General features: G+C 56.6%; 14 protein-coding genes, 2 tRNA genes, 3 rRNA genes and 1 pseudogene. 5 read left to right on the top strand and 15 right to left on the bottom strand.

Features of this window, described 5'->3' with window-relative positions:
- Positions 1-8 precede the first annotated feature (8 nt).
- The 4 genes from AC3IUA_RS22960 to AC3IUA_RS22975 all read right to left on the bottom strand — a co-directional run bounded on the left by AC3IUA_RS22960 (position 9) and on the right by AC3IUA_RS22975 (position 4,515).
- Positions 9-1,379: an MFS transporter gene (locus tag AC3IUA_RS22960; protein WP_489357169.1), complete on the bottom strand. Its 1,371-nt coding sequence runs from the start codon at positions 1,377-1,379 to the stop codon at positions 9-11.
- A 156-nt stretch (positions 1,380-1,535) separates the two neighbouring features.
- A complete protein-coding gene (locus tag AC3IUA_RS22965) occupies positions 1,536-2,465 on the bottom strand; it encodes a 2-hydroxyacid dehydrogenase (protein ID WP_489357170.1) in 930 nt (309 codons plus the stop codon).
- Positions 2,462-3,217 (bottom strand): class II aldolase/adducin family protein, encoded by a 756-nt coding sequence (locus tag AC3IUA_RS22970; protein WP_489357171.1) that lies wholly within the window; start codon positions 3,215-3,217, stop codon positions 2,462-2,464. Before AC3IUA_RS22970 ends, AC3IUA_RS22965 begins: the two co-directional genes overlap by 4 nt.
- Positions 3,214-4,515, bottom strand: coding sequence for an MFS transporter (locus AC3IUA_RS22975; RefSeq protein WP_489357172.1), 1,302 nt, complete (start codon positions 4,513-4,515; stop codon positions 3,214-3,216). The genes AC3IUA_RS22970 and AC3IUA_RS22975 overlap by 4 nt, the downstream gene beginning before the upstream one ends.
- A gap of 155 nt (positions 4,516-4,670) precedes the next feature.
- Between AC3IUA_RS22975 and AC3IUA_RS22980 the strand changes: the two genes are divergently transcribed.
- Positions 4,671-5,639 carry a LysR family transcriptional regulator gene (locus AC3IUA_RS22980; protein ID WP_489357173.1) on the top strand — a complete coding sequence of 323 codons (969 nt, stop codon included), beginning with the start codon at positions 4,671-4,673 and terminating at the stop codon, positions 5,637-5,639.
- Positions 5,640-5,764: 125 nt separating this feature from the next.
- Here AC3IUA_RS22980 and AC3IUA_RS22985 read toward each other — a convergent pair.
- The 6 genes and pseudogenes from AC3IUA_RS22985 to AC3IUA_RS23010 all read right to left on the bottom strand — a co-directional run.
- Positions 5,765-6,030 (bottom strand): annotated as a pseudogene (locus tag AC3IUA_RS22985) (penicillin-binding protein 2); the annotation flags it as partial.
- A 137-nt stretch (positions 6,031-6,167) separates the two neighbouring features.
- Positions 6,168-6,283 (bottom strand): 5S ribosomal RNA (rrf, locus tag AC3IUA_RS22990).
- A 178-nt stretch (positions 6,284-6,461) separates the two neighbouring features.
- Positions 6,462-9,353: ribosomal RNA gene (locus AC3IUA_RS22995) — 23S ribosomal RNA — on the bottom strand.
- A 251-nt stretch (positions 9,354-9,604) separates the two neighbouring features.
- A tRNA-Ala gene (locus AC3IUA_RS23000) sits at positions 9,605-9,680 on the bottom strand.
- Positions 9,681-9,710: 30 nt separating this feature from the next.
- A tRNA-Ile gene (locus AC3IUA_RS23005) sits at positions 9,711-9,787 on the bottom strand.
- Between the two features lie 122 nt (positions 9,788-9,909).
- Positions 9,910-11,448, bottom strand: a 16S ribosomal RNA gene (locus tag AC3IUA_RS23010).
- Together the 16S, 23S and 5S rRNA genes with 2 tRNA genes alongside form the textbook arrangement of a ribosomal RNA operon.
- A gap of 701 nt (positions 11,449-12,149) precedes the next feature.
- Between AC3IUA_RS23010 and rhtA the strand changes: the two genes are divergently transcribed.
- Together rhtA and AC3IUA_RS23020 are read left to right on the top strand one after the other, a co-directional pair.
- On the top strand, positions 12,150-13,037 hold the full coding sequence (rhtA, locus tag AC3IUA_RS23015) for a threonine/homoserine exporter RhtA (RefSeq protein WP_489357174.1): 888 nt from the start codon (positions 12,150-12,152) through the stop codon (positions 13,035-13,037).
- A 167-nt stretch (positions 13,038-13,204) separates the two neighbouring features.
- Positions 13,205-13,486, top strand: coding sequence for a hypothetical protein (locus AC3IUA_RS23020; protein ID WP_489357175.1), 282 nt, complete (start codon positions 13,205-13,207; stop codon positions 13,484-13,486).
- A 12-nt stretch (positions 13,487-13,498) separates the two neighbouring features.
- On the opposite strand, the gene AC3IUA_RS23025 is transcribed toward AC3IUA_RS23020, so the two are convergent.
- Entirely contained in the window at positions 13,499-14,068 is a 570-nt protein-coding gene (locus AC3IUA_RS23025) for a TetR/AcrR family transcriptional regulator (RefSeq protein ID WP_489357176.1), read from the bottom strand.
- 92 nt (positions 14,069-14,160) lie between these two features.
- Here AC3IUA_RS23025 and AC3IUA_RS23030 point away from each other — a divergent pair, with 92 nt between their 5' ends.
- Together AC3IUA_RS23030 and AC3IUA_RS23035 are read left to right on the top strand one after the other, a co-directional pair.
- Entirely contained in the window at positions 14,161-14,901 is a 741-nt protein-coding gene (locus AC3IUA_RS23030) for an SDR family oxidoreductase (RefSeq protein WP_489357177.1), read from the top strand.
- Between the two features lie 36 nt (positions 14,902-14,937).
- Positions 14,938-15,528 (top strand): 2-hydroxychromene-2-carboxylate isomerase, encoded by a 591-nt coding sequence (locus AC3IUA_RS23035; protein WP_489357178.1) that lies wholly within the window; start codon positions 14,938-14,940, stop codon positions 15,526-15,528.
- Between the two features lie 132 nt (positions 15,529-15,660).
- Here the strand turns inward: AC3IUA_RS23035 and AC3IUA_RS23040 are convergent, their stop codons facing one another.
- The 4 genes from AC3IUA_RS23040 to AC3IUA_RS23055 all read right to left on the bottom strand — a co-directional run bounded on the left by AC3IUA_RS23040 (position 15,661) and on the right by AC3IUA_RS23055 (position 24,525).
- Positions 15,661-17,469, bottom strand: a complete 1,809-nt coding sequence (locus AC3IUA_RS23040) for an aminopeptidase P family protein (RefSeq protein WP_489357179.1) — start codon at positions 17,467-17,469, stop codon at positions 15,661-15,663.
- 55 nt (positions 17,470-17,524) lie between these two features.
- Complete coding sequence (locus AC3IUA_RS23045) at positions 17,525-18,694, bottom strand: cysteine desulfurase family protein (protein ID WP_489357180.1); 1,170 nt, start codon at positions 18,692-18,694, stop codon at positions 17,525-17,527.
- Positions 18,695-18,994: 300 nt separating this feature from the next.
- Positions 18,995-20,359: a DUF1552 domain-containing protein gene (locus AC3IUA_RS23050; RefSeq protein ID WP_489357181.1), complete on the bottom strand. Its 1,365-nt coding sequence runs from the start codon at positions 20,357-20,359 to the stop codon at positions 18,995-18,997.
- Positions 20,360-20,361: 2 nt separating this feature from the next.
- The gene (locus AC3IUA_RS23055; RefSeq protein ID WP_489357182.1) at positions 20,362-24,525 is read right to left on the bottom strand and encodes a DUF1592 domain-containing protein; all 4,164 of its coding nucleotides are present in this window, start codon (positions 24,523-24,525) and stop codon (positions 20,362-20,364) included.
- Positions 24,526-24,752 lie beyond the last annotated feature (227 nt).

The following is a 24,752-nucleotide window of genomic DNA, read 5'->3' on the forward strand; positions in this document are numbered from 1 at the left end:
CTACGGGATCAGGCCGCAGCCGATTTCAGGGAGGTGGCGGGCTGGCCATCGGCCGTGACCGGGATTTCGCTGATGTCTCTCTTGAAGGTTTCGGTCAGCAGCAACAGCGCCACCAACGAAATCAGCGACGCGCCGATCATGTACCAGGCCACGGACGAACCTTGACCGGTGGCCGCAAGCAAGGCGGTGGTGACAATCGGCGTCGCTGCGCTGCCCAGAAGACCGGACAGCATGTAGCTGATAGACAACCCCGAATAACGAACCCGGGTACCGAACAGCTCGGCGAGGAAGGTTGCAATTGGTCCGTAGTTGGCGGCGAACGCGGTCATCAACAGCAGGTAGCCGAAGATCACCATCGACAGTTCCTTGGTGTCCATCAACCAGAACATCGGGAACGCCACCAGCGCTTCAGCGACGATACCGGCAACGATGATCGGCTTGCGTCCGTAACGATCCGACAGCGCCCCGAACACCGGCAGCATGACGATGCACCAGGCACAGGACAGCAGCACCACGCCGAGCATCACGCTGCGGCTGAAACCGAGGTTCTGCGTGCCATAAGTCAGACCGAAAGCGACGATGATATTGAAGGAAGCGCCAGTCGACATGGTGGCAATACCGCCCAGCACCACTTGCTTCCAGTATTTGCGGAAGACTTCGGCCACCGGCATCTTGACCTGAACCTCAGCCTCCTTGACCTTGTTGAAGGCCGGGGTTTCGGCAATGTTCAGGCGGATATACAGGCCTACCGCAATCAACACCACGCTGCCCAGGAACGGAATCCGCCAGCCCCATGCCAACAGGTCTTCAGGCGACAACCAGGCGGCAATCACCAGGAATGCCAGGTTGGCGATCATGGTCCCGGCCGGCACCCCGATCTGTACCCACGAACCATAGAGTCCGCGTTTGTTGGCCGGCGCATGTTCCACCGCCATCAAAACCGCGCCACCCCACTCACCGCCCAGCGCCAGGCCTTGAATCACCCGCAGCAACAGCAAGAGAATGGGCGCCCAGATGCCGATGGCCGCGTAATTGGGTAACAGACCAATGGCGAAGGTCGCCGCGCCCATGGTCAACAGCGAAATCAACAGCATCGATTTGCGCCCGAGACGGTCGCCGTAATGTCCGAACAGTGCCGCACCGACAATCCGCGCCAGATAGGCCGACGCAAACGTACCAAATGCCAGCAAGGTGCCGATCAGCGGGTCAAAATCCGGGAAAAACACTTTGTTGAACACCAAGGCCGAAGCGGTGGCGAACACAAACAAGTCATACCACTCCACTGTGGTGCCGATCACGCTGGCGACTGCCACTTTCTTCATGCTTATTTCAACTTCTGGTGGTGCGACTGACTTTTCTACAGACGATACTTCGCTCATAACTGTCTCCAGAGAGTTCTCACGAACTCTTATTTAATTGTTCTAACTGGCAGTAAAACGTTTAAGGCGAGGATTGTTTTTTTATAACCGACTCGTCATAGCGAGCCGGTTCGCAAGGCACGTGTTATCTATAACTTCCAAGTTGTTCAGTGCTATTCAATAACCCAGCGTCATATCCACGGTATTCAACAACGGTTCACCGGCATTCAAGCGTCGAACATTTTCCGCTACCTGTTCGGCAATACAGTCATGGGACGCCGCCGAAGCCATATGCGGGGTAATAGTTACGCCCGGCATGTTCCACAGCTTATGTTCCAGGGGTAAGGGTTCACGTTCGAATACATCAAGCAATGCGCCACGCAACTGACCACTGGCCAGCGCCTGCTCGAGATCGTCGACCCGCAGATGAGCGCCCCGACCACAGTTGACCAGCGCCGCGCCCCTGGCCAGTCGGGCGAAAGTACTGCTACCAAGAATCCCGCGAGTTTCAGCGGTCAACGGCAGCAGGTTGATCAACAACTCCACACCCTCGAGAAAGGGTTCAAAACCTTCAGCCCCGGCGAATGTCTGCACACCCGGCAAGTCCTTGGCACCACGGGCCCAACCGCGCACCGCATAACCGGCGGCGGCCAGGTCACTGGCGATGGCACTGCCCAGCGAGCCAAGGCCCATGACCCCTACCCGAAACTGCCCGGCCGAACGCTGCAGCGGACGTTGCCAGATCTGTTCAGATTGCTGTTGCAGGACTTGATCGAAACCGCGGTGATAGTGAATCACTGCCCAACGCACGTACTCGGTCATCCCCTGGCGATGGCCGGGATCGACCACTCGGCACACCGGCAAATCGGGACACGAAGGGTCGTGTTCCAGATGATCGACCCCGGCGGCCACCGAGTGAATGACTTGAAGATGGCTCAAGGCGCCCAGGCTGCCTGGCAATGGAAACCAGCACGCCGCAACCTGCGCCTGAGCCGCCAATGGATCATCCATCAGCACCGCCTTTACCTGCGGAGCAGAACGGGCAAAAGCGCCTTGCAGTTGTTCGAGCAAGAGGCTGTCGCGTGACAGCAGGACGACGGTGTTCATGAGCAGTAAGACTCGCGCTGGGACTCAATCAGGGTCAGGGCGGCCTCCCAGGCCAGATTGATGATGTTGTCGGACTCATCCCGATCGAACTGCTCGGCCGTGTGCACGCAGACTTCCGGGGAAGGGAAATGCAGCGCCGAACCACCGGACAGCGCCTGGACCTGCGCCTGGCAGGCACGCTCCAGAAAATGAATTTCCTGGAAGGCTTGAGCCACGCTGATACCACCGACCAACAGCCCGTGATTACGCAGAATCATCGCCCTGTGCGGCCCCAGATCGGCAATCAAGCGCTCGCGCTCATCCAGCGACAAGGCGATGCCTTCATAGGTGTGATACGCCAGCTTGCCGTAGAACTTCAGTGCATGCTGGCTGATCGGCAACAACCCTTGCTTCTGGGCGGCGACCGCCATGCCAGCGGCGGTATGGGTATGGATCACGCAATTCAAGTCCGGGCGGGCCATGTGAATCGCCGAGTGAATGACAAACCCTGCCGTGTTGACCCGATGGTCGGCATAGGCCGGGTCGACGATCCGCCCCTGCTGGTCGATGCGCACCAGATCCGAGGCGCGCATCCGGTCGAAAATGACTCCGTAGCGATTGATCAGGAAATGATGTTCAGGCCCTGGAATGCGCAGGGTAATGTGGGTATCGATCAGGTCGGTCATGCGAAAGTGCGCGACCATCCGGTACAGCGCCGCCAAATCGCAACGGGCCTGCCATTCAACCGGATCAATGTGTTCAGGTTTGCTCACGAGTACACCTCTTTGGGAGCGTGGGAGACGACCGGGCTGGCCCGCAACCGGGCCAGACCGCAAACGCCGATCAGGGACAGGGTTGCCAGCAGCGAGAAGAACACCGCCAGCGGTAACCATTGTCCGGAAAACTTGCTTGCCAGCAGCGTGCCGATCAGCGGCGTGGTGCCACCGGCCAGGGCGCAGCTCAATTGGTAGGCGATAGAAATGCCCGAGTAGCGCAGGTGCACCGGGAAGGCTTGGGTCATGTAACCGGCGATGACCGCGTACAGCGCCGAGAGGATCACCACCGCCAGGGCGATGCCGATGATCATCAGCAGGATGTTTTGCGTGCCGACCAGCAGGAACATCGGATACGGTGTGACCACGCACAGCAAAGCGACGAGCTTGAGAAAGCGGCCTTCGCCGATGCGCTCGGCCAGCAGCGCGGAAAGCGGTTGGGACAGCAGCTGGATGATGGTCACCAGAAACAGACAGTCGAGAATCGTCGAGCGGGCGATGCCTTGATACTGGGTGACGTAAGTGATCATGAAGGTGTTGGTGAAGAAGAACCCGGCCGAACCGATGGTCACTGCCGCGGCGGCAAACAGAATCTGCCGCCAGCAGGTGCGGATCACTTCCATTACCGGGTATTTGGCGGTCTTGTTGTTGTCCCGGGCTGCGGCGAATTCCGGCGATTCGTGGACCCCGGAGCGGATCATCAAACCGACCATCATCAGCACGCCGCTGGCGAGGAATGGCAGACGCCAGCCCCAAGTGAGGAAGTCTTGCTGATCGAGGGAAGTCACTAGGCGAAAGGCGATCAATGCCAGCAGCAAACCCGCCGGGCTGCCGAGTTGAGCGAAGGACGCGTAGAACGTCTTGCGGTTGGCCGGTGCGTGCTCGCTGGCCATCAGCACCGCCCCGCCCCATTCGCCGCCGACCGAAATGCCCTGGATCAGTCGCAGCGCGATCAGACCGATCGGTGCCCAGATGCCGACGCTGGCGTAGCTGGGCAACAGGCCGATACCGGTGGTAGCCAGGCCCATCAGTGCCATGGTCACCAGCAGCATTTTCTTGCGGCCCAGGCGATCACCCAGATGACCGAACACCATGCCGGCCATAGGGCGGGCAATGAAGCCGACGGCAAAACTGCCGAACGCCGCCAGGGTGCTCATCACCGGGTCGCTGCTGGGGAAAAACACTTGCCCGAGCACCAACGCCGCCGCCGTCGCATAGATGTAGAAATCGTAGAACTCAATGGTGGTGCCAATAAAGGCGGCCGCCGCCGCTCGTCGCGGCTGAGGGGTGATGTGCATGCAAGGACCCTGTGTCTTTATTTTTGGGGCAGGTACTGAAGGCTGAATACGGTTGCGCTCTATGGCGCTTGTGGTCTTTATCGCTGCCGGGCTAGGATTAGTCAATTTTCATATTCTTATCTTTACTATTAGCTCTGCTACTACCAGGAAAAATCATGCCCTCACCGATCTCTACCGACAACCCCTGGGTCGGCCGCCGTTTCCTCAATGATCGCCTCGACTGGAACCTCTTGCGCACTTACCTGGTGATTGGTCAGGAGGGCAGCATGAGCCGCGCCGCTGCGCGTTTGCACATCACCCAGTCGGCCGTGAGCCAGGCGCTCAAACGTCTCGAAGAACAACTCGATTGCGTGCTGATTGCGCGCAGCGGACGACGCTTCGACCTGACCGGAACCGGGGAAGAAGTGCTGCGCATTGCTGCGGATATTTATGGAGATATTTCGCGGTTGGGGACGGTGGTGGAGAGTCGGCATGACGACCTGGTGGGCAAAATTCGCCTGCTCACCGTCAGCGGTGTCCAGTCGTCGCACTACGATGAGTTTCTGGCGGACTTCCATGTCACCCACCCGAACGTCGAGCTGGAAGTCGAAGTGATGGGCAGCTCGAACATCATCAGTTCGCTGCTGCAAAAAACCGCCACGGTGGGCGTAGGGTTGTGCCGGCTGGCACAGCCACGACTGGAGCAACGCGTGCTGTTTCGCGAGCGTTATGCGTACTTTTGCGGGCAACGCCATCGGCTGTTCGGCCAGGAGAATCTGACACTGGAACAGCTTGCCGCCGAGAACTTCGTCACCTTCACCAGCGATCAACTGGGCGGCAATCTTTCACCCCTGACGCTGTTTCGCGACCAGCAAGGGTTTACCGGCAAGATCGTCGCATCCTCTACCAGTTTCGAAGAAATTCACCGCTTGATCTGCGCAGGATTCGGCATCGGGGCTTTACCCACTCATCTGGTGCGCCGGGATGTCGAGCAGGGTCTGCTCTGGCGTCTACCGCCTGAAGACGGGGTGGTGGATTTCGATATCCAGCTGCTATGGAATCGCGAGCAACGAATGAGCCAGGCCGAGAGCGTGTTTCTGGAGAGCTTCCAGCACATGCTCAGCATTCGGGAGCAGGTGCTGTGAAGGACGAGTGGCCTGTGTGGCCAGCCTCAGACGTGGGGATCGCCTGGCGCTTTGCCCGGCGCGGCATAGTGCGGCTTCAGGTGGCCGTCCTGATCCAGTAACCAGGCGTCCATGATCTGTCGCACCACGGGACCGGACCGCCGATTACCCAGGGCCTCCTCAGTCGCTTCCTGGAGCTTGATGTCGAGATGCTTTTGCCCGGCGTCAGGTCGGTGTGCTTGAGCACCCGCAGCACGCGCCCCAGGGCATTGGTTTCGACTTCTTCATAGCCGACATGACCGTGCAACTCGGATTCGTAGAAACGCTCGATACCGGTCTTGCCGATCGACTGCGTACCGCGGTACTCCACTGAGTCCAGGACCTTGGATTCTTTCTCGTTGATCCGCCCGACATCGACTGTAGATCTCTGATGCCTGCTCTATTTTGAAGGCCGTTCCGGCCTTATCGCAGCCTGGCGGCAGCGCCTACGAATCGCGCGCAAAAACAAAACCCCTACCTGCAGATGCAGATAGGGGTTTTGGAATTTAATCTTGACGATGACCTACTCTCACATGGGGAAACCCCACACTACCATCGGCGATGCATCGTTTCACTGCTGAGTTCGGGATGGGATCAGGTGGTTCCAATGCTCTATGGTCGTCAAGAAATTCGGTAGCCGGGTCGTCTTCTCTTGCGAGATCACGCTCCAGCGAATGGGTATGTAATAGATTTGTGCTGCTTTTGTGAGTGGTGCAAACTTTCGACTGTTGCGTCTTCACACACCGCAATCTGGCGCCCCTTTTTGTTTCCAATTCAGGGATCAACAAATTGCTTGGGTGTTATATGGTCAAGCCTCACGGGCAATTAGTATTGGTTAGCTCAACGCCTCACAGCGCTTACACACCCAACCTATCAACGTCGTAGTCTTCGACGGCCCTTCAGGGGACTCAAGGTCCCAGTGAGATCTCATCTTGAGGCTAGTTTCCCGCTTAGATGCTTTCAGCGGTTATCTATTCCGAACATAGCTACCCGGCAATGCCACTGGCGTGACAACCGGAACACCAGAGGTTCGTCCACTCCGGTCCTCTCGTACTAGGAGCAGCCCCTCTCAAATCTCAAACGTCCACGGCAGATAGGGACCGAACTGTCTCACGACGTTCTAAACCCAGCTCGCGTACCACTTTAAATGGCGAACAGCCATACCCTTGGGACCGGCTTCAGCCCCAGGATGTGATGAGCCGACATCGAGGTGCCAAACACCGCCGTCGATATGAACTCTTGGGCGGTATCAGCCTGTTATCCCCGGAGTACCTTTTATCCGTTGAGCGATGGCCCTTCCATACAGAACCACCGGATCACTAAGACCTACTTTCGTACCTGCTCGACGTGTCTGTCTCGCAGTCAAGCGCGCTTTTGCCTTTATACTCTACGACCGATTTCCGACCGGTCTGAGCGCACCTTCGTACTCCTCCGTTACTCTTTAGGAGGAGACCGCCCCAGTCAAACTACCCACCATACACTGTCCTCGATCCGGATAACGGACCTGAGTTAGAACCTCAAAGTTGCCAGGGTGGTATTTCAAGGTTGGCTCCACGCAGACTGGCGTCCACGCTTCAAAGCCTCCCACCTATCCTACACAAGCAAATTCAAAGTCCAGTGCAAAGCTATAGTAAAGGTTCACGGGGTCTTTCCGTCTAGCCGCGGATACACTGCATCTTCACAGCGATTTCAATTTCACTGAGTCTCGGGTGGAGACAGCGCCGCCATCGTTACGCCATTCGTGCAGGTCGGAACTTACCCGACAAGGAATTTCGCTACCTTAGGACCGTTATAGTTACGGCCGCCGTTTACCGGGGCTTCGATCAAGAGCTTCGCGTTAGCTAACCCCATCAATTAACCTTCCGGCACCGGGCAGGCGTCACACCCTATACGTCCACTTTCGTGTTTGCAGAGTGCTGTGTTTTTAATAAACAGTCGCAGCGGCCTGGTATCTTCGACCGGCATGAGCTTACGGAGCAAGTCCTTCACCCTCACCGGCGCACCTTCTCCCGAAGTTACGGTGCCATTTTGCCTAGTTCCTTCACCCGAGTTCTCTCAAGCGCCTTGGTATTCTCTACCCAACCACCTGTGTCGGTTTGGGGTACGGTTCCTGGTTACCTGAAGCTTAGAAGCTTTTCTTGGAAGCATGGCATCAACCACTTCGCTAACTAAAAGTTAGCTCGTCATCAGCTCTCGGCCTTAAGATCCCGGATTTACCTAAGATCTCAGCCTACCACCTTAAACTTGGACAACCAACGCCAAGCTGGCCTAGCCTTCTCCGTCCCTCCATCGCAATAACCAGAAGTACAGGAATATTAACCTGTTTTCCATCGACTACGCTTTTCAGCCTCGCCTTAGGGACCGACTAACCCTGCGTCGATTAACGTTGCGCAGGAAACCTTGGTCTTTCGGCGTGGGTGTTTTTCACACCCATTATCGTTACTCATGTCAGCATTCGCACTTCTGATACCTCCAGCAAGCTTCTCAACTCACCTTCACAGGCTTACAGAACGCTCCTCTACCGCATCACCTAAGTGATACCCGTAGCTTCGGTGTATGGTTTGAGCCCCGTTACATCTTCCGCGCAGGCCGACTCGACTAGTGAGCTATTACGCTTTCTTTAAAGGGTGGCTGCTTCTAAGCCAACCTCCTAGCTGTCTAAGCCTTCCCACATCGTTTCCCACTTAACCATAACTTTGGGACCTTAGCTGACGGTCTGGGTTGTTTCCCTTTTCACGACGGACGTTAGCACCCGCCGTGTGTCTCCCATGCTCGGCACTTGTAGGTATTCGGAGTTTGCATCGGTTTGGTAAGTCGGGATGACCCCCTAGCCGAAACAGTGCTCTACCCCCTACAGTGATACATGAGGCGCTACCTAAATAGCTTTCGAGGAGAACCAGCTATCTCCGAGCTTGATTAGCCTTTCACTCCGATCCACAGGTCATCCGCTAACTTTTCAACGGTAGTCGGTTCGGTCCTCCAGTTAGTGTTACCCAACCTTCAACCTGCCCATGGATAGATCGCCCGGTTTCGGGTCTATTCCCAGCGACTAGACGCCCTATTAAGACTCGCTTTCGCTACGCCTCCCCTATTCGGTTAAGCTCGCCACTGAAAATAAGTCGCTGACCCATTATACAAAAGGTACGCAGTCACCCAACAAAGTGGGCTCCCACTGCTTGTACGCATACGGTTTCAGGATCTATTTCACTCCCCTCTCCGGGGTTCTTTTCGCCTTTCCCTCACGGTACTAGTTCACTATCGGTCAGTCAGTAGTATTTAGCCTTGGAGGATGGTCCCCCCATATTCAGACAAGGTTTCTCGTGCCCCGTCCTACTCGATTTCATGACCAAGAGATTTTCGCGTACAGGGCTATCACCCACTATGGCCGCACTTTCCAGAGCGTTCCGCTAATCTCAAAGCCACTTAAGGGCTAGTCCCCGTTCGCTCGCCACTACTAAGGGAATCTCGGTTGATTTCTTTTCCTCAGGGTACTTAGATGTTTCAGTTCCCCTGGTTCGCTTCTTACGCCTATGTATTCAGCGTAAGATACCTAACTTATGTTAGGTGGGTTCCCCCATTCAGACATCTCCGGATCACAGTCTGTTTGCCGACTCCCCGAAGCTTTTCGCAGGCTACCACGTCTTTCATCGCCTCTGACTGCCAAGGCATCCACCGTATGCGCTTCTTCACTTGACCATATAACCCCAAGCAATCTGGTTATACTGTGAAGACGACATTCGCCGAAAATTCGCATGCTTGCTCATAAAGAGCAACTCACAAATTTTACCTTAGCCTGATCCGTTACCAGTGAAAGTAACGTTCAGTCTATCTTTCTATCACATACCCAAATTTTTAAAGAACGATCTAATCAAAAAGATCAGAAATCAACATTCACCATCGCTTGATGGAATGCTCATTTCTAAGCTTTACAATTCAGAAGCAGTTAGTGGTGGAGCCAAACGGGATCGAACCGTTGACCTCCTGCGTGCAAGGCAGGCGCTCTCCCAGCTGAGCTATGGCCCCGTATTTCTACAGGCGTTTCCCACACAAAATTGGTGGGTCTGGGCAGATTCGAACTGCCGACCTCACCCTTATCAGGGGTGCGCTCTAACCAACTGAGCTACAGACCCAATTTCGAGCTTGTAACTGTTAGCGTGAGCTATCAGCCTGGAGCTTAAAGCTGCTTCTATCGTCTTCTTCAATGAATCAAGCAATTCGTGTGGGAACTTATGGAGCAGCTGATGTCGTCGATTAAGGAGGTGATCCAGCCGCAGGTTCCCCTACGGCTACCTTGTTACGACTTCACCCCAGTCATGAATCACACCGTGGTAACCGTCCTCCCGAAGGTTAGACTAGCTACTTCTGGTGCAACCCACTCCCATGGTGTGACGGGCGGTGTGTACAAGGCCCGGGAACGTATTCACCGCGACATTCTGATTCGCGATTACTAGCGATTCCGACTTCACGCAGTCGAGTTGCAGACTGCGATCCGGACTACGATCGGTTTTCTGGGATTAGCTCCACCTCGCGGCTTGGCAACCCTCTGTACCGACCATTGTAGCACGTGTGTAGCCCAGGCCGTAAGGGCCATGATGACTTGACGTCATCCCCACCTTCCTCCGGTTTGTCACCGGCAGTCTCCTTAGAGTGCCCACCATAACGTGCTGGTAACTAAGGACAAGGGTTGCGCTCGTTACGGGACTTAACCCAACATCTCACGACACGAGCTGACGACAGCCATGCAGCACCTGTCTCAATGCTCCCGAAGGCACTCCGCTATCTCTAGCAGATTCATTGGATGTCAAGGCCTGGTAAGGTTCTTCGCGTTGCTTCGAATTAAACCACATGCTCCACCGCTTGTGCGGGCCCCCGTCAATTCATTTGAGTTTTAACCTTGCGGCCGTACTCCCCAGGCGGTCAACTTAATGCGTTAGCTGCGCCACTAAGAGCTCAAGGCTCCCAACGGCTAGTTGACATCGTTTACGGCGTGGACTACCAGGGTATCTAATCCTGTTTGCTCCCCACGCTTTCGCACCTCAGTGTCAGTATCAGTCCAGGTGGTCGCCTTCGCCACTGGTGTTCCTTCCTATATCTACGCATTTCACCGCTACACAGGAAATTCCACCACCCTCTACCATACTCTAGCTTGTCAGTTTTGAATGCAGTTCCCAGGTTGAGCCCGGGGATTTCACATCCAACTTAACAAACCACCTACGCGCGCTTTACGCCCAGTAATTCCGATTAACGCTTGCACCCTCTGTATTACCGCGGCTGCTGGCACAGAGTTAGCCGGTGCTTATTCTGTCGGTAACGTCAAGACAATCACGTATTAGGTAACTGCCCTTCCTCCCAACTTAAAGTGCTTTACAATCCGAAGACCTTCTTCACACACGCGGCATGGCTGGATCAGGCTTTCGCCCATTGTCCAATATTCCCCACTGCTGCCTCCCGTAGGAGTCTGGACCGTGTCTCAGTTCCAGTGTGACTGATCATCCTCTCAGACCAGTTACGGATCGTCGCCTTGGTGAGCCATTACCTCACCAACTAGCTAATCCGACCTAGGCTCATCTGATAGCGCAAGGCCCGAAGGTCCCCTGCTTTCTCCCGTAGGACGTATGCGGTATTAGCGTCCGTTTCCGAACGTTATCCCCCACTACCAGGCAGATTCCTAGGCATTACTCACCCGTCCGCCGCTCGCCACCAGGTACAAGTACCCGTGCTGCCGCTCGACTTGCATGTGTTAGGCCTGCCGCCAGCGTTCAATCTGAGCCATGATCAAACTCTTCAGTTCAAACATCTTTGGGTTTTTAAGAAACCCTAAACTTGGCTCAGCAATCGTTGGTTACATCTTTGATTTCTCGCGGAGTAACTTGTGATGCTGATAATCTTGTTGACTATCAGTCTGACTCCACAAGCACCCACACGAATTGCTTGATTCAGTTGTTAAAGAGCGGTTGGTTAAGACCTTTCGTCTCAACCGAGGCGCGCATTTTACGCTTTCCTCTGCTGCTGTCAAGCGGTTATTTTCAGAAGTTTTCAAAGTTTCCTTTTTAACTTCAACCACTTGGCGCTTCCGATCACTCGTTGGCGGGAGGCGAATTCTACAGCGTTACTCGCTGCTGTCAACACCTGTTTTACACCGCTTTCGACCGAGTGGATCGAACCGTTACCAGGGCCAAACAAACCGACTCTAGCAACTCCTTCTGGGCTTCGATGAACTGAAGCAACTCGCTGCCGAAAACCGCGTAACTCTTTGTTTACCAAGGAGTTTTCCGTTTCGACTGCGCCGGAAGTGGGGCGAATTATAGACTTCCAGGATCTGCCGTCAACCCTTAATTACGTTTTTCTATCAACAACCGCCGAAAACCTGAAAACCTGCTTATATATAGAGGTGCATCAAACGGTGTGCGCACTATATTGCTCATTTGGCATTAGTTGAGCATCATGTGTACTGCACACCTCCCTGCCTACTATTGCGGATGACGCCTCGTAATGACTGACCAACCCCGCAGCCTTGCCTCGACTCTTATCCCGGTCGGCCTGCTGCTTATCGCCATGGCTTCCATCCAGTCCGGAGCGTCCCTTGCAAAAAGCATGTTCCCCGTAGTGGGAGCGCAAGGCACAACAACCCTGCGGCTGATTTTTGCCAGCATCATCATGCTGCTCCTGTTACGCCCCTGGCGTGCCAGGTTCACTGCCAGCACCCTGCGCACGGTCGTCGTTTACGGGATGGCGCTCGGCGGGATGAATCTGCTCTTCTATATGTCACTCAACACCGTTCCGCTAGGGATTGCGGTTGCCCTGGAGTTCACCGGCCCACTGGCGGTCGCTATCTATGCCTCCCGCCGGGCAATGGATTTCCTCTGGATCGGCCTGGCAGTCATCGGCTTGCTGCTGTTGATCCCCACCGGCGATACCCGTTCCGGGATTGATCTCGTCGGCGCTGGCTACGCGCTAGGTGCCGGGGTCTGCTGGGCGCTGTATATCCTGTTCGGGCAAAAGGCCGGGGCTGACAACGGCATTCAAACTGCCGCATTGGGGGTGATGATTGCCGCGTTGTTCGTCGCGCCAGTGGGCATCGTCCATGCTGGTGCGGCTTTACTGACGCCTTCACTGATCCCGATCGCCATTGGCGTGGCGATTTTGTCTACCGCCCTGCCCTACACCCTCGAGATGGTTGCCCTTACCAGGATTCCAGCCAGAACCTTTGGCACATTGATGAGTATCGAACCCGCTTTCGGTGCATTGTCAGGCCTGTTGTTCCTTCATGAACACCTGTTCCTGGCCCAATGGCTAGCCATCGCTTGCATCATCCTCGCCTCCGTCGGTGCCACCCTGACCATGCGTCGCGCCTCCAGCCCCATGCTCGCCACTGAGTGAGTTTGGTGTAACCTAGTTCTGGTATTTGTCTTTCAATTAGGCCATGTTTAGGCCGTAACCCAGTGTAAGTCCTGGGTATTTTCGAACGGACTGCACCAACGCGACACGCATGAGCGGATAAAGCCAGACTCGGGCGCCAGACTCGAGGCCAGCTATTAAGGAAGGGAATGAAACGAGTTTTGATACTTTTAGCCGTACTTGCCATTGCAGGCTGCGCTGCAACTTCGAAAACCGAGGTAAAGCGCGGAAAGAAGGGGCTGCATATCAACTGCTCGGGCCTCTCCTCTTCCTGGGACAAGTGCTACGCCAGCGCTGCCCATTCGTGCGGCGCCAAAGGCTACAAAGTGATCGCCAAATCCGGCGACTCGGTGGAAGATCCCGGCGATTACCCGTTTGGCCTCAACCCCGCCGGCTATACCAGCCGCAGCATGATCGTCATTTGCAAATAAACCGAAACCTCCTCATTCAACGCTCTGGCGCACCATCTGGTGGCCGATCTCGTCGCAGCTCGACTTCAGGACCTTGCGTTGAAGGTCCGGATTGACCAGCATCCGCGCCACGACCAGCGCACCCACGCACTGCGACAGAATCGCCCACGCGAGACTGTCGCTGCCCAGGGTGCGGGCCCAGCTTTCCTGCAATCGACAGATCCACTGCTCTGCCTGCTGCCGGACAGCAACGTCGGCACGAGCAATCTCCGCTCCCAACGCCGGCAACGCACAACCCGTCTCGGGGTGCTCTACATGGGCCATGCTCAAATAATGCTTGAGACAGCGTTCCAGCCGTTGCCGACTCTGCTCGCCATCCCCGCTTAACCGTTCAAGGCTCTGACGCAGCTCACGCTCGACGATCGAACCGAACAACTCGTCCTTTGAAGAAAAATGGCTATAAAAAGCCCCGCCGCTAAGCCCTATAGCTTTCATCAGGCCATCGACGCCAACCGTGGCAAAACCTGCTTGTTTAGCCGATGCAGCGCTGCTTTCCAGCAATCGCTCACGGGTTTCCTGCTTGTGGCTGGTTGAATAACGCATCACACCTCCCAAGGATCTATCGCCTTGACGCTTTGCAAATCGTAGCATAACGTTCGTTTAGTTAACGATCGTTTACTAATAGGGCGATATCCATGACTGCAGCTATCAATAACAATAAAGTCGTTTTGGTCGTCGGAGCGGGCGATGCCACAGGTGGAGCAATAGCCAAGCGCTTTGCCCTGGAGGGATTTATCGCCTGCGTCACTCGACGCAGCGCCGACAAATTGCAACCTTTGCTCGATAGCATTCAGGCTGCGGGCGGCCAGGCCCATGGCTTCGCGTGTGATGCTCGCAACGAAGAGGAAGTGATTGCGCTGGTCGAACAGATCGAAAGCCAGATCGGGCCGATCGAAGCCTTCGTTTTCAACATCGGCGCCAACGTGCCGTGCAGCATTCTTGAAGAAACCGCGCGCAAGTATTTCAAGATCTGGGAAATGGCCTGTTTCTCCGGTTTCCTCAACGCTCGTGAAGTCGCCAAACGCATGGCCACCCGCCAACGCGGCACCATCCTGTTCACCGGTGCCACCGCCGGGATGCGCGGTGCTGCCGGTTTCGCCGCGTTTGCCGGGGCCAAGCACGGGATCCGCGCGTTGGCGCAAAGCATGGCGCGCGAGCTGGGGCCAATGAATATCCACGTCGCCCATATTGTTGTCGACGGTGCCATCGATACCGACTTTATCCGCACCAGCTTCCCGGAAAAGTACGCGCTCAAGGATCAGGACGGCATCCTCAACCCGGAACACATCGCCGAGAACTACTGGTACCTGCACAGCCAGCCACGCGATGCCTGGACCTTCGAGTTGGACCTGCGGCCATGGAGCGAACGCTGGTAAGCCCTCCCCTATAACAATAATCAGAGAATCTCGATCATGAGTAAAACCCTGGAATTTTTCTTCGACCTCGGCAGCCCGAGCACTTACCTGGCCTATACACAGCTACCCAAGATCTGCGCCCAGACCCACTGCCGGCTTATCTATCAACCGATGCTGCTGGGGGGAATCTTCAAAGCCACCGGCAATGCCTCACCCATCACCATCCCGGCCAAGGGACGTTACATGCTGCATGACCTGGATCGTTACGCCAAACGCTATCAGGTCCCGCTCAATTTCAATCCGCACTTTCCGATCAACACACTTTTGCTGATGCGAGCGGTCACCGGCATGCAACTGCGGCACCCGCAACGCTTCCTCGACTTTATCGACTGTCTGTTCCGCGCATTGTGGGTCGATAAGCGCAACCTCAATGACCCGGAAACTATCGCTGCGGTGCTGGCGGAAAACGGCTTTGCCCCGACCGAAGTTCTGGCCCTGGCCAACGATGACGAAGTCAAGGCGGCCCTCAAGGACAAGACCGAACAGGCCTTGCAACGCGGTGTATTCGGCGCGCCGAGCATGTTTGTCGATAACCAGCTGTTCTTCGGCCAGGACCGTCTGGACTTTGTCCTCGAAGCCTTGAGTTAGTGGCCTGTGTAGCGGATTCGTTAGCTCAAATTCGGATGGCGCCGAAGTTGACTGACAGAACCAGCCACACAGCGAGGATCTGCGCCCTCGCTCAAGTGCCTGCGCTTGCGCCGCCCTCTTGATGAAATCGACTTAAATAGCCTCCGTCCGGGTGTTCAGCCACTCCAGAGCAGCGCCTTCAAGCAGCCGGCTCAATCGCTCACGGACCTGCGCGTGATAACCGTTGAACCACTCTTTCTCCTCCTGAGTCAGCAACCCCGGCTCCAGGCAACGGGTGTCGATCGGGCACAGGGTCAGGGTTTCGAACTTGAGGAATTCACCGAACTCGGTGCTACCGGCTTCGCGATTCAACACCAGGTTCTCGATCCGCACACCCCAGCGGCCAGGACGATAAGTGCCCGGTTCAATGGAGGTGATCATCCCCGGCTGCATCGCCGTTTGTGGCGCGGCCGCTGCTTGATAGGCAATCACCTGCGGACCTTCATGGACGTTGAGGAAATAACCGACGCCATGCCCGGTGCCGTGACCGTAGTCGACGCCTTCGGCCCAGATCGGCGCACGGGCGATCGAGTCCAGCAGCGGCGACAGGATGCCCCGCGGGAACTGTGCGCGGGACAACGCGATCACGCCCTTGAGTACCCGCGTGCAGTCACGCTTCTGCTCCTGGGTCGGGGTGCCGACAGGGACCATGCGGGTAATGTCGGTGGTGCCACCCAGGTACTGACCGCCGGAATCGATCAGCAACAGGCCATCGCCTTCGATCAGCGCATGCTCTTCTTCGGTGGCGTGATAGTGCGGCATTGCACCGTTGGCGTTGAACGCCGCGATGGTATTGAAGCTCAACGAGACATACCCCGGCCGACGGGTACGTGCCGCGGTCAGGTGCTCATCAATGGTCAGCTCGGTAATCCGCTCACAACCCAATGCGCTGTCCAGCCAGGCGAAAAACTCGCACAAGGCCGCACCGTCCTGCTCCATGGCCTGACGAATATGTTCGGCATCGTCGAGGCTTTTTTGCGACTTGGCCAAGGTGGTCGGGTTCAGCCCTTCCAGCAGTTTGACGCCACTGCCCAGATTATCCAGCAGCCCTGCCGTGACCCGTGCAGGATCGACCAACAGGCTCGAGCCGTCAGGTATCGCACTCAGTGCCGCGGCCACTTCACTGTAATCGCGCAAGGTCACGCCATCCTGTTCAAGGATCGCGCGCAATGGCGCATCGACTTTGCTTAACGCTACAAACAGTGTCGCCTGCTGCTGGCCGATCAGGGCGAAGGAAACGAACACCGGGTTGAACGACACATCTGCGCCACGCAGGTTGAACAGCCAGGCGATGTCATCGAGGGTCGCAATGAAGTGCCAATCGGCGCCACGGGCTTTCAGGTTCTCGCGCAGTTTGGCGAGTTTCTCGCCACGGCTGACAGTGGCCTGAGGCGGCAAGTGTTGGTAGATCGGTTGATCCGGCAGCGCTGGACGGTCTTGCCAGACCTGGTTCAACACATCGATATCGGTACGCAGTCGAGCGCCACGTTCCTGGAGCTTGCTGCCCAGGGTACGCGCTGAAGCCACCGCCATTACCGCGCCATCGACGGCAACCACGCCACCTTCGGGAGTTTGCTCGGCCAGCCAGTCCAGCGGGCCTGGTTGACCGGGTTGAAGTTTTACCAACTCGATACCGCTGCCCTTGAGTTCCTTGGTCGCCTGCTCCCAGTAGCGGCTGTCAGCCCAGACACCGGCGAAATCCGGGGTCACGATCAGCGTGCCGACCGAGCCGTGAAAGCCCGACAGCCATTGCCGTCCCTGCCAATAACCCGGCAGGTATTCCGAAAGGTGCGGATCGGCCGACGGCACCAGTAGGGCATGAATGCTCTCCCGGCTCATCAGCTCGCGGGTTTGTGCCAGACGCTGGGAAACCACTCCATGGGTCAAAGGTTGCGTGCTCATTGTGTCTCCTGCTAATCACTCATCATTTTTATTGGGTGCCGATGTGGATCAGCCCTTATGGCTGGGCAACGGCCCAGAACGCCGGTGCACTGGCGGATGAAGCCTTGATCAATTGTGCCGCCTGATCGACGTCCTGCTCGGTGGTGAAACGCCCAAGGCTCAGACGGATGGTGCGACCGGCCGCCCGAGCGTCATGCCCCAGGGCCAGCAATACATGGGACGGTGCGTTACTTGCCGAGTTGCAGGCCGAGGTCGCCGAAAACGCGATCGATGCACTCAACGCCACCGGATTGAACTCGCCCTCATTGAAGGTCAGGCTCAAGGTGTGGGGAATACGGCAGGTCGCGCTACCGTTCAAACGCACACCGGGAATACTCAAGAGTTGCCCAAGCAAACGCTCGCGCAACGCCACGATGGTGACAGCTTCTTCATCGAAAAATTCTGCCGCCAGGGCAAACGCCGCCCCCATGGCCGCAATCTGGTGAGTCGCAAGTGTCCCGGAACGCAAACCGCCTTCGTGCCCGCCACCGTGAATCTGTGCCTGCAGGCGCTGTTGCGCACGCGGGCCGACATACAACGCACCGATGCCCTTGGGGCCATAGATTTTGTGCGCGGAAAACGACATCAGATCCACCGGCCACTCACTCAGGTCAATCGCCACCTTGCCAGCGCCTTGCGCGGCATCGACGTGGAATAACGCGCCATGCTCTCGCACCCGTTGGCCAATGGCCGGGATGTCGTTGACGGTACCCAACTCGTTGTTGACCAGCATCAGCGACACCAGAAAGGTGTCCTCGCGCAGCGCTTCACTGACCGCCTGCGCGCTGATCAGACCCTCGGCATCCGGTACCAGCCAGGTCACGGCGACCCCGGCCTCCTGCAACTGCCGGGCGGTATCGAGAATAGCCTTGTGTTCGATCTGGCTGGTAATGATGTGCCCGCCCGACATACCGCGGGCCTGGGCGACGCCCTTGAGCGCGAGGTTGTTTGACTCAGTGGCGCCGGAGGTCCAGACGATCTGCGAAGGTTCGGCGCCGACCAGTTCGGCCACCTGCCGGCGGGCATGCTCAACCGTTTGCCGGGCCTGCCGGCCGAAGGCATGGGAGCTGGAGGCCGGGTTGCCGAAGTTACCACTGAAACCTAAACAGTCGACCATCACATGGATGACCCGCTCATCCACTGGCGTGGTGGCGGCGTAGTCGAAATACAAAGGGCGTTTATTCATAAAAGAAGACTCGCTGAGCGTGTTCCCGGATCAGGCGTGCTCGGTAATGAACGTTGACAGACGCCACCCCGAAAGCGGCGCAAAACGGCAGACCGTAAGCAATACCTGATCGGATGCAGTTAAAGAAGGACAACCTCTCTTAAAAGTGCGTAGGAACGCTCCTGAAATTCAGCTTAACAGGCTGCATAAGGAGCTAGCGAGAGCCGATCGGCCAATGGCCGCTCCCATCGGCGGATTAAACATACAAACCGGAAAGCCCGATACCAGGATTTTCCGGTTTTTTGAGTAGCCAGACTTCATTCAGACATTGGTGAATATACCGCTCACCGGAGTGATATTGCCTGCGTAAGGCACGCTGGTTCCCGCCGCTTTGGCGATGGTGGCCCAGATGCGTTGCATGTCGACGAAGTTCTTGCCGATGACCGGATTCCCCGAATGATGCGCTTGATCGAACTGTGAGGTGATATTGAAGTAGCGCCCGGCACCGTCGCCACTCTTCAATAATCCACCGGCCCCCCCCATAAGCACTACAGGCATGTCGATCATGTGTTCTGGTGCGCCGTCGGCCATTTCGCTGGTCACTACGACCAGCGTATGTTTCAGCAGATTATCACCCGGCACATCGGGGTCGGCATGTTTTGCCAGTTCGTCCATGAACAGTTTGACCTGCTTGACGTACCACTGACGCGTGCCCTTCCAGAAGGCTTCCCCGGAACGCCGGTGTGCGCATTCATGAGGGTTGCTGGTGGGACTGACGTCGATAATGTTCAACGATTCCGCTGAACGTCCGATCTGGATCGTGGCTACCCGACTGATTCCGCAACTCAAGGCGGTAGCGACGACCTGGTGATGACTGTTCTGTACACGATTCCGGTAATCCGCCGATTTGAACGGCAGAGGTTCCAGACTCAGGGGAGAGCACTCGCCAACCGGCGGCAGGGTCTCATCTATATCCTTGATGACCTGCTCCACCGAGTCCATATGGGTTTCCAGCTTCTGTCGCTGGGCGCCGGAAAGCTTGTCTTTGAGCTCCTGGATATCGATCCGCGCGGGGTCAAATACGCTGTTGTTCTTGAGTTGCCCTTCACGTACCGCACGGCTGGGAATGCTGAGTAGCGATTCATACATCAGCACCGGATCCTGATAGGGCGTGCGAATCGCATTACCCTTCCATGAAACATACCAGGGCGTATCATCAATGCCTGCATGAGGACCTGAAAACAGGCTGCGCTGGGATGGAACCGTGCCGGGTAGTGCCTGCCCCAGCAACACGTCGATGGACGACATGCTGGCTGCACGATCACGTAATACCCAAGTCCAGCCGTTATGACCGACATTTCCGGGGCCAAGAATGATACCGCGAAGGTACAGGGACTGGCTGCGATAGGCGGCCAACTCCTGGCTGACCTCATTCAACTCGAACACGGTGGTGTCCGTACTCTGCGTCTGCGGATGCCACAGGCCGAGTCCATCGCCAAAGCCACCGCCCCGGAAAGAATCCACCGCCAGGCCATCTGGCAAAACCACAAACACCACCTTCAATTTTGCCTGCTGGGTTTGCCCCGCCAGGGCCATCCGCGCAAGGCCGAACTGAGTCAGGGGACCATACACACCGGCTGCGGCCAGGCCAGCCAGAAAACGTCGACGGCTTTTCAGAATGCCCATGATCACTCCCTCTCGGTTTTGTACAGGAATGCATTGGAGGTGCCCAGGGCTCTCAGCATTTCACGCAGAGAGCCGGAGGCCTGCAAACCATCGGCGATAGCCTTGACGGTCCCGGAAGTTGCCTCATCGGATTTGTTGCCGAAGGCGAAACGGAAGTAGCTATCCGCCATGCAGAACAACGACGCAGGGTGACGCGGAATGAGTTTTGCAATATCGCGAACGTCATTGATATGTTCGGTCGGGGTAATGCTGAAGAAAGGACCGGAAGACTTGATCGGCAACATTTGCGGGTATTGCGCATAGTTGTAGGCCGATTCCTCACGGCGATAGCGCCCCGCCGCGTCGTAGTGCTCCATGGAGGCACCGGTGTCATTCATGTATTGATGACACTGCCAGCAACGTCCTCCGGACGCCTGTTCGCCGTTGACCAGATCCCAGTGCTCGCGGGTGGTGATCGCATGTGCGGGGTAGTCCGGCTCGGCAGGATCCGCTTCGACGGGTGCGCCAAACTCACGACAGAACATCTGCTCGCGAATCATGATGCCGCGCTTGACCAATGACGTGGCCTGGTAGTCCGAGGTGGCCGCCTGAGTGATTCCGAGATGGAGCAATCCTCCGCGCTTTTCATCGACCGGTACCTTTTGCAGGGTGTCACCACTGACGCCACTGATCCCGTAATGCGCTGCAAGAGGGGCATTGAGATAGGTATACCCAGGGTTGAACAGTTCATTAAGCGTTCCTTGCCCATCCAGCATCACATTGCGCGTTAACAGATACTGTTCCCGAGCCATTAACTGGATCATGGCCTCGTTCAAGTCCGGTTTTTCCTGCACACCGCGATTGGTCTTGATGTAATAGCTGACAAAACGGTTGAACTGCTCGACACCCCGATCGGAGCGCATCATCCGCTCGATCTCGGCCCCGATTTGTTGCGGGGTATCGAGCAATCCCTGCTCTGCCCTGCCTAAAAGTTCGATGCCCGGGGTGGTTCCCTCAAAAGCATAGGAGAGCGCCGTCGCCAACTCGGACGACGTAAGCTTGAACACGGTTGAGCGGCCCGCCACGGTCTGCCCGAGTTCCGAGCGATACAGGAAGTTAGGTGACAGCAGCATCCCGGCCACCAGGCCAGTCTGCCCATCCTTGTCCAGCAAAGACTTATAACGCCCATACTCCCCGTCACTCAAAGGCCGCCGAAACAACCGGTACCCCAGAGCAGTAACAAGGTCAGGCTGGCTGGCCGATTTGAGCAACGCCAATCGTTCAGGAACGACCTTATCCGCCACGAACAACGCCATGTCGTAGAACAGCTTTACATCTTCGGTCTGAAGAATGCCTTTATCCGCCTCGCCCGGGTATTTAAAGTCCTTCTGCGATTTGTCAGCCGGTAACTTCTCTGGATTGATCTCGACATCCAGTATGTCTTGAACGCTGGCGGCATACTCCGCAGGCGTCAGCAGTCGCAGTTGCCGCTCACCATAGGACTCGGCCGGGTTCAGGTAGGGCGCCCAGACCACATTAAACAGGTGCTTGCTGATTTGCGCGGCACAGGTGGTATCGCAATGTCCTGCTACCGGCATGCTCTTGATCTGTTTCACCAAGGCATCCTGGCCCGCCACACTCCAGGCAAGAGCCATGCGCAAGCTGTTGAAATACTCCACGGTGTGACATTTGGTGCAGGTCTCGGCCAGTACCACGGGGCCCAGTTCTTCTACCTTGCGGTACGCCATGGGCAGTACCTGCAGGTCTTCGCTTGACTCATCGATCACCACGGTTACCAGCTCAGGCTGCGGTTTTTCCCTGGCGTAATACGGATAAAGAATCTCGTACTGACCGTAGTTCAGCGTCTGCGTAATACTTCCCCCCCACGGCACCTTTACCGTACTGGGTTGCGCAGCAGGATCGGTCTTGTTCCTGATGGTGACAGACCATTGGTCATCGGTGACTGAGGCAGGTTTTTCCGGAGCAGGAACAGTGACCTTGACCTCAAGCTTTATCGGCCGCTCGCGGTACTGCAAGTTGATCGATTGGGTCTTGTTTGCTGCGGACAATGTGAAGTGGGTAGTGCGAACCTGCGGAATCCAGTTTTTTACGTCATTGAGCTTTAGCTGATAGTCCCCGTAGTCCAGGCCCTTGATGACTATTCCGGCCTCACTGTCAGAGGGATCCCATGAGACATGAAACAGTCGGCTATTGCCTCCCGGGGAGATCAAATAGCCGCTGATCATCTTGTCGCTCAACTCGGGGGCAGGCGCCAGCATCGGGCGTAATGCCAACTCGGTATCGAGTAGCGCGCTGGCGTCGTAACGCACCCGATAAATCATCCCGGCCACGTCATCGGAAATCAGCAGACTTTTATCTGCCAGTTCGAGGAAGTCAGTCGGACGCCCCGTTGAACCATTCAGCGCATACACATCGTTTTGATCGAGGTCCGGCCCAGAGCTATTGATCAGCGGGATCTGGTTGACCACCCGGGTCCCGCCCTGGATCGTCAGCATCCGCACATCCATCCCCGGCCTTTCGGCTGAGCCCGCGCCGTGTGCGGCTACCAGCAAACGCTGAGTGTCGCTCTGAGCCGGGTAACCCTCCCAGAATTTGACCCCCAATGGCGCGGTATTGGTGCCCAACTCGAACGCGGCAGACACGTAATCCCGTGGATTGACCTGCTCCAGTGACTTGTCTGAAACAATCGCACCCGGTACCAACGGCGGCTGAATCACCCCAGGGTTTTCAAATTCCTCTTGAGTGAACCCCGGTTGCCCCTTGCCAAACCGATAAGGAACCCCGAAATGCAGGTCGCGACCAGCGATCCGGTTGACCTCATCGGGATTGGGGAAGCCCTGTCTATTGTTATCGCTGAACCAGAGTTCCCGAGTCCTGGGATTCCAGTCAAACCCTACGGAGTTGCGAATACCTTTGGCCAGCACTTCAGCCTTGCCGGTCTCCAGGTCATAGCGCAGCAACGTGCCATAACGCCCGTCGGCGGGAATCATGCACAGGTTGCAGGGAACTCCGACCGCCGTGTACAGCCCCTTGTCCGCCGGATCGAGCGGGTTGAAATGCAGCGGATGCTTCATATGCCAGATACGTGTTGAAGAACCTGACGCCCGGGACGGCAAAGGAAATAGCTTGCCGTCTGCCGGAAAGTCCAGCACCCGCTCAGGCTTGGGGTCTTTGTAGTTCTCATCGGCATTGCGCAGGCGATAAAGCCCGCCGGTGGTCGAGTAGTACAAATCGCCATCGCGGTAAGCCACGCCATGGGGCTCCTCCAGACCGCTGGCAATTACATGGATTGCCGTCGGCTTGCCAGCGCCATCCAGAGGCAGCGCATAAATCATGTCGGCAATTTCCCCGTCATAGACGTAGGAGGGAATTGCACTGGAACCGACATAGAGTACGCCATTGCCCATGGCCATTTGCCGGGGCTGAAGCAGGCCCTGGGCAAACAACTCGATCTTGATTCCGGGCAAACCACTGAGTTTGCCGATGTCGACCGGCAGACGATACTTCACGGTCAACGTCTGTTCTTCTCCCTCATTCGCTTTGAAGGATACGATTCGCGGAGTGTTCAGCGGCGCGAAACCATCGGCAACATTCATCACCAGTTGATAGTCGCAGGCCTTGAGACCATCGATTTCCAACGTTTCATTGGCTTTGGCTCTGATGGGGATTTCCTGGGTCTTGCAGCGCAAGACTCCGGTAACGACCTGATCGGCCCGAGCCACGCCGATCACCGCCTGTTTCAGCGGCGCTTTACCGCTGAGGGTGGCGAAACTCAGGCTTAGACGGTTGCCCTCAAAACCACCGCAATCACCGAGATCTTTCCAGGCATCACGCCAGTGCTCTGAATCACCGGGGGCGTAGCCGATTTGTTTACACCACTTCCAGCTGTCATTTCCAAGCGGTGGCCCATCTTCATCTTTCCAGCATTCGAACTGCCGACCGACATTCTGAACCTGATTCCCTTGCTGATACTCCGTGCCCACAACATAAGGATCGGCGGTACACGCCGCACGTGGTTTTTGCGTGACCTTGGCAGGCGTTGCAAGTGTTTGGCCGGTGGGCGAGTCAGAAAAATAGGCCAGGGCAAACACCGTCTCCGGCAACAGCCCTGGCATGGCAAGACACGCAATCCATAAAAAACGGCGAAAGACGATAGGCGCACACATACGTAGCTTCTCCTTGCTAACCCAATACGCCCATGCCTGGCGAACAATGCGTTCGCTACCGCAAAGGAGTCACTGAAGCCGAGACTCAATGCTCGACACGGTTGAGCACTGATGTCGCTATTGGCAGGCAAGTCCAGACTTTTCCACTACGTCTACGACATGACAGGAACGTGCAAGTACTCGCACTCAATTGCGCGACAAATCGAGCGTTCGCTCACCGCGCTATC

This window comes from Pseudomonas sp. KH_050, from assembly GCF_057838875.1.

Excerpts from the sequence above, each read along its gene's own strand:
- AC3IUA_RS23030 (WP_489357177.1), top strand. The coding sequence starts at position 14,161 with ATGACTGCAGCTATCAATAACAATAAAGTCGTTTTGGTCGTCGGAGCG.
- AC3IUA_RS23035 (WP_489357178.1), top strand. The coding sequence starts at position 14,938 with ATGAGTAAAACCCTGGAATTTTTCTTCGACCTCGGCAGCCCGAGCACT.
- AC3IUA_RS23055 (WP_489357182.1), bottom strand. The coding sequence starts at position 24,525 with ATGTGTGCGCCTATCGTCTTTCGCCGTTTTTTATGGATTGCGTGTCTT.
- AC3IUA_RS23040 (WP_489357179.1), bottom strand. The coding sequence starts at position 17,469 with ATGAGCACGCAACCTTTGACCCATGGAGTGGTTTCCCAGCGTCTGGCA.
- AC3IUA_RS22980 (WP_489357173.1), top strand. The coding sequence starts at position 4,671 with ATGCCCTCACCGATCTCTACCGACAACCCCTGGGTCGGCCGCCGTTTC.
- AC3IUA_RS22975 (WP_489357172.1), bottom strand. The coding sequence starts at position 4,515 with ATGCACATCACCCCTCAGCCGCGACGAGCGGCGGCGGCCGCCTTTATT.
- AC3IUA_RS23050 (WP_489357181.1), bottom strand. The coding sequence starts at position 20,359 with ATGGGCATTCTGAAAAGCCGTCGACGTTTTCTGGCTGGCCTGGCCGCA.
- AC3IUA_RS23025 (WP_489357176.1), bottom strand. The coding sequence starts at position 14,068 with ATGCGTTATTCAACCAGCCACAAGCAGGAAACCCGTGAGCGATTGCTG.
- rhtA (WP_489357174.1), top strand. The coding sequence starts at position 12,150 with ATGACTGACCAACCCCGCAGCCTTGCCTCGACTCTTATCCCGGTCGGC.
- AC3IUA_RS23045 (WP_489357180.1), bottom strand. The coding sequence starts at position 18,694 with ATGAATAAACGCCCTTTGTATTTCGACTACGCCGCCACCACGCCAGTG.
- AC3IUA_RS23020 (WP_489357175.1), top strand. The coding sequence starts at position 13,205 with ATGAAACGAGTTTTGATACTTTTAGCCGTACTTGCCATTGCAGGCTGC.
- AC3IUA_RS22965 (WP_489357170.1), bottom strand. The coding sequence starts at position 2,465 with ATGAACACCGTCGTCCTGCTGTCACGCGACAGCCTCTTGCTCGAACAA.
- AC3IUA_RS22960 (WP_489357169.1), bottom strand. The coding sequence starts at position 1,379 with ATGAGCGAAGTATCGTCTGTAGAAAAGTCAGTCGCACCACCAGAAGTT.